This window comes from Streptomyces sp. NPDC048671 (genome assembly GCF_055587045.1).
Map to the genome: position 1 here is coordinate 457265 of NZ_JBVJHB010000003.1, position 14875 is coordinate 472139.

Annotated in this window: 11 protein-coding genes; 3 read left to right on the forward strand and 8 right to left on the reverse strand. The window is 72.1% G+C overall.

Translation table 11 applies throughout. The annotated features are described in order from the left end of the window. Nucleotides 1–74 precede the first annotated feature (74 nt). Both ACZ6S6_RS08960 and ACZ6S6_RS08965 read right to left on the reverse strand, forming a co-directional pair. Nucleotides 75–476 (reverse strand): RidA family protein, encoded by a 402-nt coding sequence (locus tag ACZ6S6_RS08960; RefSeq protein ID WP_362962768.1) that lies wholly within the window; start codon nucleotides 474–476, stop codon nucleotides 75–77. Next, nucleotides 473–1600: an acyl-CoA dehydrogenase family protein gene (locus tag ACZ6S6_RS08965; RefSeq protein ID WP_469704476.1), complete on the reverse strand. Its 1128-nt coding sequence runs from the start codon at nucleotides 1598–1600 to the stop codon at nucleotides 473–475. The genes ACZ6S6_RS08960 and ACZ6S6_RS08965 overlap by 4 nt, the downstream gene beginning before the upstream one ends. 196 nt (nucleotides 1601–1796) lie before the next feature. Here ACZ6S6_RS08965 and ACZ6S6_RS08970 point away from each other — a divergent pair, with 196 nt between their 5' ends. Next, nucleotides 1797–3434, forward strand: a complete 1638-nt coding sequence (locus ACZ6S6_RS08970) for an AMP-binding protein (RefSeq protein WP_469704477.1) — start codon at nucleotides 1797–1799, stop codon at nucleotides 3432–3434. A gap of 4 nt (nucleotides 3435–3438) precedes the next feature. Next, nucleotides 3439–4254 (forward strand): PaaX family transcriptional regulator, encoded by an 816-nt coding sequence (locus ACZ6S6_RS08975; protein ID WP_362962762.1) that lies wholly within the window; start codon nucleotides 3439–3441, stop codon nucleotides 4252–4254. Nucleotides 4255–4265: 11 nt separating this feature from the next. On the opposite strand, the gene ACZ6S6_RS08980 is transcribed toward ACZ6S6_RS08975, so the two are convergent. Continuing rightward, nucleotides 4266–6581 (reverse strand): bifunctional salicylyl-CoA 5-hydroxylase/oxidoreductase, encoded by a 2316-nt coding sequence (locus tag ACZ6S6_RS08980; RefSeq protein WP_469704478.1) that lies wholly within the window; start codon nucleotides 6579–6581, stop codon nucleotides 4266–4268. Between the two features lie 4 nt (nucleotides 6582–6585). Next, nucleotides 6586–7413 carry an enoyl-CoA hydratase family protein gene (locus ACZ6S6_RS08985; protein WP_362962758.1) on the reverse strand — a complete coding sequence of 276 codons (828 nt, stop codon included), beginning with the start codon at nucleotides 7411–7413 and terminating at the stop codon, nucleotides 6586–6588. A 211-nt stretch (nucleotides 7414–7624) separates the two neighbouring features. On the opposite strand from ACZ6S6_RS08985, the gene ACZ6S6_RS08990 reads away from it, so the two are divergent. Beyond that, on the forward strand, nucleotides 7625–8080 hold the full coding sequence (locus tag ACZ6S6_RS08990; RefSeq protein WP_469704479.1) for an ATP-binding protein: 456 nt from the start codon (nucleotides 7625–7627) through the stop codon (nucleotides 8078–8080). A 103-nt stretch (nucleotides 8081–8183) separates the two neighbouring features. Here the strand turns inward: ACZ6S6_RS08990 and argF are convergent, their stop codons facing one another. The 4 genes from argF to ACZ6S6_RS09010 form a co-directional block, all read right to left on the reverse strand. After that, a complete protein-coding gene (argF, locus tag ACZ6S6_RS08995) occupies nucleotides 8184–9188 on the reverse strand; it encodes an ornithine carbamoyltransferase (protein ID WP_362962754.1) in 1005 nt (334 codons plus the stop codon). A gap of 172 nt (nucleotides 9189–9360) precedes the next feature. Continuing rightward, nucleotides 9361–10593, reverse strand: a complete 1233-nt coding sequence (locus ACZ6S6_RS09000; protein WP_362962752.1) for an arginine deiminase — start codon at nucleotides 10591–10593, stop codon at nucleotides 9361–9363. A 103-nt stretch (nucleotides 10594–10696) separates the two neighbouring features. After that, on the reverse strand, nucleotides 10697–13366 hold the full coding sequence (locus ACZ6S6_RS09005; RefSeq protein ID WP_469704480.1) for a polynucleotide kinase-phosphatase: 2670 nt from the start codon (nucleotides 13364–13366) through the stop codon (nucleotides 10697–10699). Then, a complete protein-coding gene (locus tag ACZ6S6_RS09010) occupies nucleotides 13363–14838 on the reverse strand; it encodes a 3' terminal RNA ribose 2'-O-methyltransferase Hen1 (RefSeq protein WP_469704522.1) in 1476 nt (491 codons plus the stop codon). The genes ACZ6S6_RS09005 and ACZ6S6_RS09010 overlap by 4 nt, the downstream gene beginning before the upstream one ends. Nucleotides 14839–14875: the final 37 nt, after the last annotated feature.

Genomic DNA, 14875 nt, shown 5'->3' on the forward strand with positions numbered 1-14875 from the left:
CCGTACGCGTCGGTACGCCCCCTGCGGGCCCGGATTTCCGGGCCCGCAGGGGGCGTTCGCGGTGTCCGGCCCGCTCAGGGCAGCACCGCCACTCCGTCGATCTCGACGAGCGCCTGCTCGTCCCAGAGCCGCGCCGCCCCGATGACGGCCATCGCGGGGTAGTCGCGGCCCGCCAGCCGCCGCCAGATCCGCCCGAGTTCGGCGGCGTTCACCCGGTAGTCGGCGACATCGGTGGCGTAGACCGTGACCCTGGCCAGGTCCGCCGGGGCGCCGCCCGCCGCGCGCAGGGCGGCGAGCAGATTGGTGAGGGCGGTGGCGAACTGCTCGGGCAGGGTGGACCCGACGATGGCGCCCCGCTGGTCGAGAGCGGTCTGCCCGGCCAGGAAGACCAGTTGGCTCCCGGTGGCGGTGACCGCGTGCGAGAAGCCCGCGGGCGGCGAGAGTTCGACGGGGTTGATGCGGTGGATCGGGCTCATGCGGACGGCTCCCGGTTCGCGTAAAGCTCCTTGGCGATGATCGTGCGCTGCACCTCGCTGGCACCCTCGTAGATCCGCGGGGCGCGGACCTCCCGGTAGAGGTGTTCGAGCAGATGGCCGCGGCGCAGGGCGCGGGCGCCGTGCAGTTGGACGGCCGTGTCCACGACGTACTGCGCGGTCTCGGTCGCGAACAGCTTCGCCATGGCGGCGCGGCGCGGGACGCCGGGCTCCCCCGCGTCGTACGCGGCGGCGGCCGCGTACACCAGCAGCCGGGCGGCCTCGGTGCGGGTGGCCATCTCCGCGACCTGGTGGGCGACCGCCTGGAGATCCTTGAGCGGGCCGCCGAACGCGGTGCGCTCCCCGGTGTGCACGACGGTGGCGTCGAGGGCGGCGCGGGCCATGCCGACGGCGAAGGCGCCGACGCTCGGCCGGAACAGGTTGAGGGTGTTCATGGCGACCCGGAAGCCCCGGTCAGGTTCCCCGAGCACGTCGTCGGGGGTGACCGGTACACCGTCGAAGGCGAGGGCCCCGATCGGGTGCGGCGAGAGCATGTCCAGGGAGTCGCTGCTCAGCCCGGGGCGGTCGGCCGGGACCAGGAACGCGGTGACGCCGCGGGCTCCGGCGCCCTGCGTCGTACGAGCGAAGACGGTGTAGAAGTCGGCCTCGGGGGCGTTGGAGATCCAGCACTTCTCGCCGGTCAGCCGCCAGCCGTCCGGCGCGGGCGCGGCGTCGAGCGCGAGGGCCGCCGCGTCCGACCCGGCCCCCGGCTCGCTGAGCGCGAAGGCGGCGACGGCGCGGCCCGCGCGCACCTCGGGCAGCCAGCGTTCCCGTTGGGCCGCGGTGCCCGCCTGGAGCACGGGGTAGGTGCCGAGCCCCTGGAGCGCCAGGGCGGTCTCGGCCTCCGTGCAGCCCCGGGCGAGGGATTCGCGCAGCAGGCAGAGGTCGAGGGCGCCGGAGTCCAGCAGCCGCTCCAGCAGGCCCAGCTCGCCGAGGGCGGCCAGGAGCGGCCGGTTGACGTGACCGGGCTCGCCCTTCTCCGCGAGCGGGCGCAGCCGCTGCTCGGCGAGGGTGCGCAGTTCCTCGCACCAGGCGGTCCGGTCCGGATCGAGCGAGAATGCCGTCATACCGGCGCCTCTCTTGTCGGAGTCCCGTCGGAAGCATGACGCATGCCGTTCGCTCGCGGGCTCTGTGCGTGCCTTCTGCCGTGAGCTCTGCGCATGCCTTCTCTCGCGCCTTGCCTGAGTATCCCGTTTTATCGCGGACCGTTGACTACCGTCACTCAAACGATACGCTCCAGAGGCGACAAGGGGGCGATCCGTCATGGACCCGAAGACCTCAGCGCACATCGACAGTTTTGCCAGGGAACATCTGCCACCCGCCGACCAGTGGCCGGAACTGGTATTCGACCTGCCCGAGCTGCACTATCCGGACCGGCTGAACTGCGCCGTCGAGCTCCTGGACCGTACGGCGGACCGCTTCGGAGCCGGCCGCCCCGCCTTCCGCACGCCGGACGGCGCGGTGATGAGTTATGGGGAGCTGCGGGACCGGGTCGACCGGATCGCCCATGTCCTCACCTCGGACCTGGGGGTCGTCCCCGGCAACCGCGTACTGCTGCGCGGCCCCACCACGCCCCACCTCGCCGCCTGCTGGCTGGCGGTGCTCAAGGCCGGCGCGATCGCCGTCACCGTACTGGCCCAGCAGCGGGCCGCCGAACTCGCCACGATCTGCTCGATCGCCCGGATCAGCCACGCCCTGTGCGACGTCCGCTCGGTCGACGATCTGGCGAGGGCGCGGGTGCCGGGGCTGCGGATCACCGCGTACGGCGGCGACGCCCCGGACGACCTGCTGCGGCTCGCCGCCGCCCGGCCCGGCCCCTACCCGGCCGTGGACACCGCGTCGGACGATGTCGCGCTGATCGCCTTCACCTCGGGGACCACCGGCCGCCCCAAGGGCTGTATGCACCTGCACCGCGATGTGCTCGCCATCGCCGACACCTTCTCCCGGCACGTCCTGCGGCCGGTGCCCGATGACGTGTTCGCCGGCAGCCCGCCGCTCGGCTTCACCTTCGGGCTCGGCGGCCTCGTGGTCTTCCCGCTGCGGGCCGGTGCCTCGGCGCTCCTGCTGGAACAGGCCGGCCCCAAGCTGCTGCTGCCGGCCCTCGCCGCCCACCGCGTCTCGGTGCTCTTCACGGCTCCCACCGCCTACCGGGTGATGCTCGACCAGCTCGACGCGTACGACCTCCCGGCGCTGCGCCGCTGTGTGTCGGCGGGCGAGAACCTGCCCGTCGCGACCTGGCGGTCCTGGTACGAGCGGACCGGTCTGCGCATCATCAACGGCATCGGCGCCACCGAGCTGCTGCACATCTTCGTCTCCGCGGCCGACGACGCGATCCGCCCCGGCACCACCGGCCTGCCGGTACCCGGCTGGCAGGCCCGGGTGGTGGACCGGGACGGCGCGGCGGTGCCGGACGGCGAGCCCGGACTGCTGGCCGTACGCGGACCGGTCGGCTGCCGCTACCTCGCCGACGAACGGCAGCGGGAGTACGTACGGCACGGCTGGAACCTCACGGGCGACACCTACGTCCGCGACGCGGACGGCTACTTCCACTACGTGGCCCGCGCCGACGACATGATCATCTCCTCCGGCTACAACATCGCGGGCCCCGAGGTCGAGGACGCGCTGCTGCGCCACCCGGAGGTGGCGGAGGCCGCGGTGGTGGGCCGCGAGGACGAGCTGCGCGGCCGGATCGTGGCGGCGTACGTGGTCCTGCGGGAGGGCTCCACCCTCTCGGCCGACGCGCTGCGCGCCTTCATGAAGACGGAGCTGGCCCCGCACAAGTGCCCGCGCCTCATCACGTTCCTGCCCGCACTCCCCCGTACCGCGACGGGCAAACTGCAACGGTTCCGGCTGCGTGCGGACGAACAGGGTGCCGGCCCTCCCGCGCCGGGCCGAGAATGATCACATGGCCGAACCGCACGCACCCCGCTCGCTGATCGTCACCCTCTACGGTGCCTACGGCCGGACCCCCGGCGACGCCCCGCTCCCGGTCGCCGGACTCATCCGGCTGCTGGGTGCCGTCGGCGTGGACGCCCCCGCCGTACGGTCCTCCGTCTCCCGGCTGAAGCGGCGCGGGCTGCTCGTCGCGGCCCGTACGGCGGACGGGGCCGCCGGCTACGCGCTCTCGGCCGACGCCCGCCAGCTGCTCGACGACGGCGACCTGCGGATCTACCGGCACCCGGCACCCCGGCTCGGCGACGGCTGGGTGCTCGCGGTGTTCTCCGTACCGGAGGCCGAGCGCCACAAGCGGCACCTGCTGCGCTCGCGGCTTGCCCGGCTGGGCTTCGGCACGGCCGCCCCCGGCGTCTGGATCGCCCCGGCCGGGCTGTACGACGAGACCCGGCACACCCTGGAGCGCCTCGAACTGGCCCCGTACGTCGACCTGTTCCGCGGCGACCACCTGGGTTTCGCCGCCACCGCGGAGTCCGTGGCGCGCTGGTGGGACCTGGACGCGATCGCCCGGCTGCACCGCGAGTTCCTGGATCGGCACGAACCGGTGCTGCGGGCCTGGGAGTCGCGGGGGGACGCGGCAGCCGATCCCGAACTCGCCTACCGCGACTACCTGACCGCGCTGGACTCCTGGCGCCAGGTGCCGTACGCGGACCCGGGGCTGCCGCGCGAGCTGCTGCCGGACGAGTGGCCGGGGGGCAGGTCGGCGGAGGTCTTCGGACTGCTGCACGAGCGGCTGCGGGACGCGGGGGCGGAGTTCGTGCGCGCGTGATACAAGGGCTGTCAGCCCAGAGTGAGCCGCGGTTTCGGTGCGTCGGTCCGGCCGGCCGGCGGGGTGCGGCTGCCCGCGCGGTACGGGAGCGGCCAGGGCGCGCCCGGACCCGAGTAGCCCTGCCCGGCCGCCGCGTGCAGCGTCCAGTGCGGGTCGTACAGGTGCGGGCGGGCCAGGGCGCAGAGGTCGGCGCGGCCGGCCAGCAGCAGGGAGTTGACGTCGTCCCAGGAGGAGATGGCGCCCACCGCGATCACGGGCACGCACAGGGTGTTGCTAATCCGGTCGGCGTACGGGGTCTGGTAGGAGCGCCCGTACTCGGGCTGCTCGTAGGGGACGACCTGGCCGGTGGACACGTCGATGGCGTCGGCTCCGTGGGCGACGAACGCGCGGGCGATCTCGATGGCGTCCTCGGCCGTGGTGCCGCCCCGCGCCCAGTCCGTGGCGGAGATCCGGACCGTCATCGGACGGTCCTCGGGCCACCGTTCGCGGACGGCGTCGAAGACTTCGAGCGGGTAGCGGAGCCGGTTCTCCAGTGATCCGCCGTACCGGTCGGTGCGGTGGTTCGTGAGCGGCGAGAGGAAGCCGGAGAGCAGGTAGCCGTGGGCGCAGTGGAGTTCGAGGAGGTCGAATCCGCAGGCGTCGGCGCGGTGGGCGGCGTCGGTGAACTGCTCGCGCACCGCGTCGAGACCGGCCCGGTCCAGGGCGTGCGGTACCTGGTTGACCCCTTGCGCGTACGGGATCGGGGAGGCTGCCACGAGTGGCCAGTCGCCCTCGTCGAGCGGCTGGTCGATGCCGTCCCACATCAGCTTGGTGGAGCCCTTGCGGCCGGAGTGGCCGAGCTGGACGCCGATGGCGGTGCCGGGCGATCCGGTGTGCACGAAGTCGGTGATCCGGGTCCAGGCGGCGGCCTGTGCGTCGGTGTAGAGGCCGGTGCAGCCGGGGGTGATGCGGCCCTCGGGGCTCACGCAGACCATTTCCGTCATGACGAGCCCGGCGCCGCCGAGCGCCCTCGCCCCCAGGTGGACGAGGTGGAAGTCCCCGGGGACTCCGTCGGTGGCCGAGTACATGTCCATGGGCGAAACGACGACGCGGTTGCGCAGCTCAAGGCCGCGCAGCCGCAGCGGGGTGAACATCGGCGGGGTGCCGGGCGGGCAGCCGAACTCCTCCTCGACGGCCGCGGCGAACCCGGCGTCGCGCAGCCGCAGGTTGTCGTGGGTGACGCGGCGGCTGCGGGTGAGGAGGTTGAACGCGAACTGGCGGGGCGGCTGGTCGACGTACGTGCCCAGCTCCTCGAACCAGCGCAGGCTGGCGGCCGCGGCGCGCTGGGTCGACTCGACGACGGGGCGGCGCTCGCTCTCGTACGCGGCGAGGGCCGCGGGCAGGCCGGGCTGCTCCTCGATGCAGGCGGCGAGCGCGAGGGCGTCCTCGACGGCGAGTTTGGTGCCGGAGCCGATGGAGAAGTGCGCGGTGTGGGCGGCGTCGCCGATGAGGACCGTGTTCCCGTGCGACCAGTGCGCGTTGACGACGGTACCGAAGGTGAGCCAGGAGGAGTTGTTGGAGCGCAGCGGCCGGCCGCCGAGCGCGCCGGCGAAGATCGCGGCGCAGCGCCGGGTCGACTCGGCCGGGTCGCGGGTGTCGAATCCGGCGGCCCGCCAGACCTCCTCGCGCATCTCCACGATGACGGTGGACGCGTCCGGGGAGAAGGGGTAACCGTGCAGCTGCATCACGCCGTACGCGGTCTCGGCGGTCTCGAAGCGGAAGGCGTCCAGGGCGAAGTCGGCGGCGAGCCAGATGTAGCGGCAGCGGTGGGTGGTGACGCGGGGGCCGAAGCTGTCGGCCTGGGCGGTGCGGGTGGGGCTGTGCACCCCGTCGGCGGCGATCACCAGGTCGTACGAGGCGGCGAGTTCGGCGGCGGGCGGGGCCTCCGTACGGAAGTGGAGCCGGACCCCGAGGGACGCGCAGCGCTCGTGCAGGATCTCCAGGAGGCGGCGGCGGCCGAGCGCGGCGAAGCCGTGACCGCCGGAGGTCTGGGTGTGGCCGCGGTGGACGATGTCTATGTCGTCCCACCGGACGAACTCCTTCTGGAGCGCGCGGTGGACGGTGGGGTCGGCGTGCTCGATGCCGCCGAGCGTCTCGTCGGAGAGGACGACGCCGAAGCCGAAGGTGTCGTCGGGGGCGTTGCGCTCCCAGAGGGTGATCTCGCGCTCCGGGTCCAGCCTCTTGAGCAGCGCCGCGGCGTAGAGCCCGCCGGGGCCGCCGCCGATGACGGCGATACGGTGCGGGCCGGCGGACGGGTTGTCGGGGCGCGGGCCCCCGGGCGCCGTCATCGCGCTACCGGCCTTGCCACTTCGGCGGCCGCTTCTCGGTGAAGGCGGCGTGGAACTCGGCGTAGTCCTCGCCGTGCATCAGCAGGGCCTGGGTGGCGGCGTCCATCTCGACGGCGGCGGCCAGCGGCATGTCGAGTTCGGCGGTGAGCAGCGCCTTCGTCTGGGCGAGGGCGAGGGCGGGGCCGTCCGCGAGGCGACGGGCGAGCTCGGCGGCCCGCTCGTCGGCGCGGCCCTCCTCGGTCAGTTCGCTGATCAGCCCGATGCGGTCGGCCTCGGGCGCGTGGACGGGTTCGCCGAGCATCAGCAGCCTGGTGGCATGGCCGAGCCCCACCATCCGGGGCAGCAGATAGGCGGCGCCCATGTCGCCGCCGGAGAGCCCGACCCGGGTGAAGAGGAAGGCGAACCGGGCCGTCGGGTCGGCGACCCGGAAGTCGGCTGCCAGCGCGAGGACGGCGCCCGCTCCCGCCGCGACCCCGTGCACGGCCGCGATGACGGGGAACGGGCATTCGCGCAGGGCCCGTACGACCTGACCGGTCATCCGGTTGAAGTCCAGCAGCTGGGCGGTGTCCATCGCGAGGGTGGCGCCGATGATCTCGTCCACATCGCCGCCGGAGCAGAAGCCGCGCCCCTCACCGGCCAGGACCAGGGCCCGCACGGTGCGCTCCCTGGACAGCTCGGCCAGCAGATCACGCAGATCGGCATAGGCGCCGAAGGTCAGCGCATTGAGTTTCTCGGGGCGGGCGAGCGTGACGGTGGCGACCCCGTCGCGCGTGGTGACCCGGAGATGGCGCCAGTTCTCCGTGCGTGGTGCGGAGCTGGGAAACGGGCTCATGGAGGGTGATCCCCTTCAGCCGTCGGGCTGCTGCTTGCGTCGAATTTATCACTCGTACGTGACTCCCGTCACGAGTACGCAATATGCAGAGCGTGAGGCCGCTGTGACGAAAGTCCCCTTCGTACCGGTCGACAGGCCCTTGTCCGGGCCGTGAGGCTTCGTATGGTTGAAACCAAGAAGTAATGCGTTCCATGAACGTCTCGACCCCCGAATGGAACCCCCCGCCGTGCCGTCCGATGCCCGCGCCCCCGCACCCGCCTCCTGGCGGATCACACTGCCGCACTCGGCCGCGGCCGTGCCGATGGCCCGCGCCCTGATCCGTACGGCGCTGGCGGACATCGAGGCGCCGGCAGACAGCGACACCGCCGAACTGCTCACCGCCGAACTGGTCGCCAACGCGGTGAAACACACCCCGGGCGACGATCCCATCGACCTGGTGGTGGAGTTGCTGCCGACCGGCTGCCAGGTGGAGGTGCACGACCGCGACCCCGCCCCGCCTGGCGACCTCTCCCGTCCCGTGCCGGGCAGCGAGCCGGACCCCTGGCAGGAGCACGGCAGGGGGCTGCTGCTGATCCGCACCCTCAGCTCGTCCTGCGGTCACCGCCCGACGGAACGCGGCAAGGCCGTGTGGTTCACCCTGCCGTCGCCCGCCCGTCCGGTGGCCTGACCGGGCGGGCGCGAGGCCCTGCGGTCTACGCGAGGGCGTGCGGTCTACCCGCGTTCCGGCCGGCCCGCCGCGGGGCGGCGTCGAGGTCCGCGGCGAGACCCGTTCAGGACCCGGCCAGCGTCGCGACCAGTACGGCCTTGATCGTGTGCATCCGGTTCTCCGCCTCGTCGAAGACGACCGAGTGGGCGGACTCGAAGACCTCGTCGCTGACCTCCAGTTCGGTCAGACCGTGCCGGGCGTGGATCTCCCGCCCGACCTTGGTGCCGAGGTCGTGGTAGGCCGGGAGGCAGTGCAGGAACTTCACGTCGGGGTTGGCGGTGGCCCGCAGGACGTCCATGGTGACGGCGTACGGCGCGAGGGCGACGATCCGCTCGTCCCAGACCTCCTTGGGCTCCCCCATCGAGACCCACACGTCGGTGGCGACGAAGTCGGCGCCGCGTACGCCCTCGGCGACGTCCTCGGTGAGCGTGACGGTCGCCCCGCTGCCCTCGGCGAGCCTGCGGGCCTCCGCGACGATCCCGTCGGCGGGCCAGTAGGCCTTCGGTGCGACGATCCGCACGTCCATGCCCAGCAGGGCGCCGGTGACCAGGTAGGAGTTGCCCATGTTGAACCGGGCGTCGCCGAGGTAGGCGAAGGCGATCCGCTCCAGCGGCTTCGTGCTGTGCTCGGCCATGGTGAGGTAGTCGGCGAGCATCTGGGTGGGGTGCCAGTCGTCGGAGAGCCCGTTGAAGACGGGCACCCCGCCGTACGCCGCCAGCTCCTCGACGGCCGCCTGGCTGTCGCCCCGGTACTCGATCCCGTCGAACATCCGGCCGAGGACACGTGCGGTGTCCTTCACCGACTCCTTGTGACCCATCTGGGAGCCGGAGGGGTCCAGGTAGGTGGTGGAGGCACCCTGGTCGGCGGCGGCCACCTCGAACGCGCACCGGGTACGGGTCGAGGTCTTCTCGAAGATCAGCGCGATGTTCCGGCCCCGCAGCCGCTGCACCTCGGTCCCCGCCTTCTTCGCGGCCTTCAGCTCCGCGGCCAGGTCGATCAGGCCGCGGAACTCCTCGGCCGTGAAGTCCAGCTCCTTGATGAAGTGGCGGCCTGCGAGGTCTATGGCCATGGTGACTGCTCCTGGGTCGGGCGGGGGGACGCATACGGTAACCCTGGAAGTCTATACGATGCAATGCATCGCTATACAGAGCGGTTTTGATACCCGCATACCTCACCCATACCCGCAACCGTAGGCACCGGACCAGCCACACCACTTACACCGGTCACACCGCTCGCACCGGTCACACTGGATCGCGGACCACCGGGCAGCTCATGCAGCGGGGTCCGCCCCGGCCCCGGCCCAGTTCGCTGCCTCGGATCTCGATGACCTCGATTCCTTCCTTGCGCAGGTGGGTGTTGGTGGTGGCATTGCGCTCGTAGGCGACGACGACGCCCGGTTCGACGGCCAGGACGTTGCAGCCGTCGTCCCACTGCTCGCGCTCGGCGGCGTGCACGTCCTGGGTGGCGGTGAGGACCCGGATCGAGTCCAGGCCCAGCGCCTCCGCGATGGCGCGGTGCATGTGCTCGGGCTGATGGTCGGTGACCTTGAGGTCACGCGGGCCGTCTCCCGGCTCGATGGTGTACGAGCGGAGCATGCCCAGGCCCGCGTACTTGGTGAAGGTGTCCCCGTCGACCATCGTCATCACCGTGTCCAGGTGCATGAACGCCCGGCTCTTGGGCATGTCGAGCGCCACGATCGTGCGGGCGGACCCGGCGTCGAAGAGTCCGCGGGCCAGCATCTCCACCGCCTGCGGGGTCGTGCGCTCGCTCATCCCGATGAGGACGGCTCCCCGGCCGATGACCAGCACGTCGCCGCCCTCGATGGTGGAGGGGTAGTCGTCCTGCCCCTCCGACCAGTGGTGGAAGGCGCCCGCGTCGGGGCCGGTGAAGAGCGGATGGTGCCGGTAGATCGCCTCGAAGTGGACGGTCTCGCGCTGCCGGGCCGGCCAGCGCATGGCGTTGATGGAGACCCCGTCGTAGATCCAGGCCGAGGTGTCACGGGTGAAGAGGTGGTTCGGCAGCGGCCCGAGCAGGAAGTCGTCCAGGTCCATGACGTGGAAGCGCACCGAGGTCGGCTCGCGGTGCCGCTCCAGGAACTCCCGTTTGGTCATCCCGCCGACCAGCGCCTCGCAGAGTTCGGTGGCGTTCAGTTCCTCGAAGGCGGCTCGCAGATGTTCGGTGGCGAGCGGGCCGTACTCCTTCTCCTCGAAGACCCGGTCCAGCACGAGCCGCCGGGCCACCGGGATCTCCAGCGACTCGCGGAGCAGATCCCCGAAGAGGTGCACCTCGACGCCTCGGTCACGCAGCACGTCCGCGAAACCGTCGTGCTCCTGGCGCGCCCGGCGCACCCAGAGCACGTCGTCGAAGAGCAGCGCGTCCTTGTTGCTCGGGGTGAGCCGTTTCAGTTCCAGATCTGGGCGGTGCACGATGACGCGGCGCAGCCGCCCGGCCTCGGAGTCGACATGGAATCCCATGCCCACATCCTCACCGCGCGGAGCGCCGTTCACCCGGCGAATCGCCTGCCGGTTCTTCCGGCGGACCGGGACCCCTGCTGCCTCCCGGCCCGCCGGACGGGTCCTACAGCCGGGGGTCCACCGGCTCCGACTCCAGTGCCAGCACCGCGAAGACCGCCTCGTGCACCCGCCACAGCGGCTCGCCCCCGGCCAGCCGGTCCAGGGCTTCGAGACCCAGTGCGTACTCGCGCAGGGCGAGCGACCGCTTGTGGCCGAGGAACCGGCCGCGCAGCCGGTCCAGGTTCTCCGGGCGGGTGTACTCGGGTCCGTAGATGATCCGCAGGTACTCCCGGCCGCGCACCTTGATGCCGGGCTGGACCAGCCGGCCCTTGCCGTCCCTGACGAACGCGCCGAGCGGCTTGACCACCATGCCCTCGCCGCCGCGGCCGGTCATCTCCCGCCACCAGTCGATGCCGGAGCGGACCGACGCCTCGTCGGCGGTCTCGACGACGAGCCGCCGGGTGACCTGGAGCAGCCCCGTGGGGTCGTGCTCCACCAGCCGGTCCAGCCAGGCCAGCTGCTCGTCATGGGGAACAGCGGCGAGCGAGCGGCCCTGCACGGCGAGGATCTGGAACGGTGCCAGCCGCACCCCGTCGAGCCCCTCGGTGCTCCAGCAGTACCGGCGGTAGGCCTCGGTGAACGCCGCCGCGTCCTGGGCCCGGCCGTGCTGCCGGTCCGCGAGCGCGCCGACGTCGATGCCACGCTCCACCGCTGCCGCGAGGGCGGCCTCGGCCGCGGGGAAGACTGCGCCCGACGCGGCGCCGACCGCCGCGTACTGCGAGCGGAGCAGTCCGGCCGCCTTGAGGGACCAGGGCATCAGCTCGGCGTCGAGCAGCACCCAGTCGGTGTCCCACTCCTCCCACAGTCCGGCGGCGGTGACGGCCGCGCGCAGCCGGCCGAGGATGACCTCGGTCAGCGCGGCGTCGTCCAGGAACGGGCGTCCGGTGCGAGTGTGCAGAGCGCCTGTCGGGCCTCCCCCGCCTCCGGCGGCGGGGACGGCGTCCCCCGTCCCGAAGCGTTCCCGTGCCACGTCCGCGTCCCGGCAGACCAGGGCGACCGCCCGTGAGCCCATGTGCTTCTCCTCGCACACGACTCTGGCCACGCCGTCCGCCCGGTACTGCGCGAACGCCTCGGCCGGATGTTCCAGATAGCCCTCCTCCTTCGAGGTGGCCGTCGGCGCCATGGTCGGCGGGAGGTAGGTGAGCAGCCGGGGGTCGACGGCGAACCGGCTCATGACCTCCAGCGCGGCCGCCGCGTTCTCCTCGCGCACCGCGATCCGGCCCATGTGCTGGGTCTCCACGATCCGGCGGCCCTGTACATCAGCGAGGTCCAGCGGACGGCCTTCACGGCCGCCCGGCGCCTCGGTGGTCAGCGGCTTCACCGGCTCGTACCAGACCTGCTCGGCCGGTACGTCGACGAGTTCGCGCTCCGGCCAGCGCAGCGCGGTCATCTTCCCGCCGAAGACGGCGCCGGTGTCCAGGCAGATGGTGTTGTTGACCCAGGAGGTGGTGGGTACGGGAGTGTGGCCGTAGACGACGGCGGCGCGGCCCCGGTACTCCTCCGCCCACGGGTAGCGCACCGGCAGGCCGAACTCGTCGGTCTCGCCGGTGGTGTCGCCGTACAGGGCGTGCGAGCGGACCCGCCCGGAGGTGCGCCCGTGGTACTTCTCGGGCAGTCCGGCGTGGCAGACGACCAGACTGCCGCCGTCCAGTACGTAGTGGCTGACGAGCCCGTCGATGAACTCCCTGACCTGCTCCCGGAATTCCGGGCTCCTGGCGTCCTCCCGCTCCAGCTGCTCGATGGTCTCCGCGAGTCCGTGGGTCTGCTGGACCTTGCGGCCCTTGAGGTAGCGGCCGAGCTTGTTCTCGTGGTTGCCGGGCACGCAGAGCGCGTTGCCGTCCGACACCATCGACATCACACGGCGCAGCACGCCGGGGCTGTCGGGGCCGCGGTCGACGAGGTCGCCGACGAAGACCGCCGTACGTCCTTCGGGGTGCGCGCCGTCCGCGTAGCCGAGCTTGCCGAGCAGGGTCTCCAGCTCGGAACTGCAGCCATGGATGTCGCCGATGATGTCGAAGGGGCCGGTGAGATGGCGGAGGTCGTTATAGCGGCGCTCACGCACCACTTCCGCGCGCCCGGCCTCGTCCTCGGTGCGCAGGATGTGGACCTTGCGGAATCCCTCGCGCTCCAGGCCGCGCAGCGAGCGGCGCAGCTCGCGGCGGTGGCGCTGCACGACGTGGCGGGGCATGTCGGCGCGGTCCGGGCGGGCCGCGTTGCGTGCGAGGCAGACCTCCTCCGGCAGGTCGAGCACGATGGCGATGGGCAGCACGTCGTGTTCCCGGGCCAGCTTCACGAGCTGACGGCGGCTCTCGGGCTGGACGTTCGTGGCGTCGACGACGGTCAGCCGTCCGGCGGCCAGGCGCTTGCCCGCGATGTAGTGCAGGACGTCGAAGGCGTCCCGGCTTGCGCTCTGGTCGTTCTCGTCGTCGGCGACGAGGCCCCGGCAGAAGTCCGAGGAGATGATCTCGGTCGCCTTGAAGTGCCGGTGGGCGAAGGTGGACTTGCCCGAGCCGCTCGCCCCGATGAGTACCACGAGAGAGAGGTCGGTCACCGGCAGGGTGCGCGTGGCGCTGTCGCTGTTGCTGTTGCTGGTGCTGTCGCTAGTGCTGGTGCTGGTGCTGTGACCGGTGCTTTCGCTGGTGCCGGCGCCGGTGCGGTCACTGGTACTGCTCATGCGGCTTTCGCCCCCTTCTCGGTCTCGTCGGCCACGGTCATGGTGAAAACCGCCATCTGGGTGGGCGGCCCCACCTCGGGATCGTCGGGGCCCACGGCCACGAACTCCACCGCGTACCCGTGCCGGCGGGCCACTTCGCCCGCCCATTCCCGGAACTCCGCCCGGGTCCATTCGAATCGGTGGTCGCCGTGCCGGACATGCCCGGCCGGGAGCGTCTCCCAGCGGACGTTGTACTCGACGTTCGGCGTGGTCACCAGCACGGTGCGGGGCCGGGCCGAGCCGAACACCGCGTACTCCAGCGCGGGCAGCCTCGGCAGGTCGAGATGCTCGATGACCTCGCTGAGCACCGCCGCGTCGTACCCCTTGAGCCGCTTGTCGGTGTACGTGAGCGAGCCCTGCTGAAGCGTCACGCGGGCAGCCTGCCGTTCCCCCATCCGGTCCAGCTTCAGCCGGCGCGAGGCGATGGTGAGGGCGCGCATCGAGACGTCTACCCCGACGATCTCCGTGAAGCGCACGTCCTTCAGCAGCGCCTGCACCAACTGGCCCTGCCCGCAGCCCAGGTCGAGCACGCGGCTCGCCCCGGCGCCGCTCAGCGCGGCCAGGATCGCGGTCCGCCGCTGCTCGGCGAGCGGCACCGGCCGCTCCTCGGTGTCGGCCGTCTCGTCGACCGCGTTGTCGATGCTCTCGACGTCGAGGTCGTCCGACTCGGCGAGCCGGACCAGCTCCAGCCGCTCCATCGCCTGCCTGGTCAGCCCCCAGCGGCGGGCCAGGTACCGGCTGGTGATCAGCTTCTGCTCGGGGTGATCGGCCAGCCAGCCCTCACCGGCGCGCAGCAGCTTGTCCACCTCGTCGGGCGACACCCAGTAGTGCTTGGCGTCGTCGAGCACCGGCAGCAGGACATACAGCTGCCGCAGCGCGTCCGCCAGCCGCAGCTCACCCTCCAGTACGAGCCGTACGTACCGCGAGTCCCCCCACTCGGGGAACCGCTCGTCCAGCGGTACGGCCACCGCGTCCACCCGCGACCAGCCGAGCGGACCGAAGAGCTTGCGCACCAGCTCGGCACCACCACGGGCCGGGAGGGCGGGCACCTCGATCCGCAACGGCAGCGTCTCCTCGGCCCGCTCGGGCATCGCCCGGCAGGCACCGCTCAGCGCGGACTTGAAGACGGTGCTCATCGCGACGGACAGCAGCGAGGAGGCCGCGTACGGGCGGTCGTTGACGTACTGGGCGAGTGCCGCGTCGGGGGCACCGCCCCGGCCCTTGCCCTTGCCCCGCCGCACCAGCGCCACGGGATCCACCTCCAGCAGCAACGCCGCCGTGCAGTGCTCCACGGACGCCTCGGGATAGAAGACATGCGCGGTGCCATGGGAAGTGGAGAACGTCTGCGCCTTCTCGGGATGCTTGTGCAGCAGGAATCCGAGATCGGTGGCGGGACGCTCCGGGGTGCCGGTTGTACTGATCGTCAGGAACACCCGTCCGATTATGGTCCGGTTCACTCCCCCTCACCAG

Bases quoted from the DNA above. Each gene is read 5' to 3' on its own strand.
- ACZ6S6_RS08960 (WP_362962768.1), bottom strand. From the start codon at position 476: ATGAGCCCGATCCACCGCATCAACCCCGTCGAACTCTCGCCGCCCGCG.
- ACZ6S6_RS08965 (WP_469704476.1), bottom strand. From the start codon at position 1,600: ATGACGGCATTCTCGCTCGATCCGGACCGGACCGCCTGGTGCGAGGAA.
- ACZ6S6_RS08970 (WP_469704477.1), top strand. From the start codon at position 1,797: ATGGACCCGAAGACCTCAGCGCACATCGACAGTTTTGCCAGGGAACAT.
- ACZ6S6_RS08975 (WP_362962762.1), top strand. From the start codon at position 3,439: ATGGCCGAACCGCACGCACCCCGCTCGCTGATCGTCACCCTCTACGGT.
- ACZ6S6_RS08980 (WP_469704478.1), bottom strand. From the start codon at position 6,581: ATGACGGCGCCCGGGGGCCCGCGCCCCGACAACCCGTCCGCCGGCCCG.
- ACZ6S6_RS08985 (WP_362962758.1), bottom strand. From the start codon at position 7,413: ATGAGCCCGTTTCCCAGCTCCGCACCACGCACGGAGAACTGGCGCCAT.
- ACZ6S6_RS08990 (WP_469704479.1), top strand. From the start codon at position 7,625: ATGGAACCCCCCGCCGTGCCGTCCGATGCCCGCGCCCCCGCACCCGCC.
- argF (WP_362962754.1), bottom strand. From the start codon at position 9,188: ATGGCCATAGACCTCGCAGGCCGCCACTTCATCAAGGAGCTGGACTTC.
- ACZ6S6_RS09000 (WP_362962752.1), bottom strand. From the start codon at position 10,593: ATGGGATTCCATGTCGACTCCGAGGCCGGGCGGCTGCGCCGCGTCATC.
- ACZ6S6_RS09005 (WP_469704480.1), bottom strand. From the start codon at position 13,366: ATGAGCAGTACCAGTGACCGCACCGGCGCCGGCACCAGCGAAAGCACC.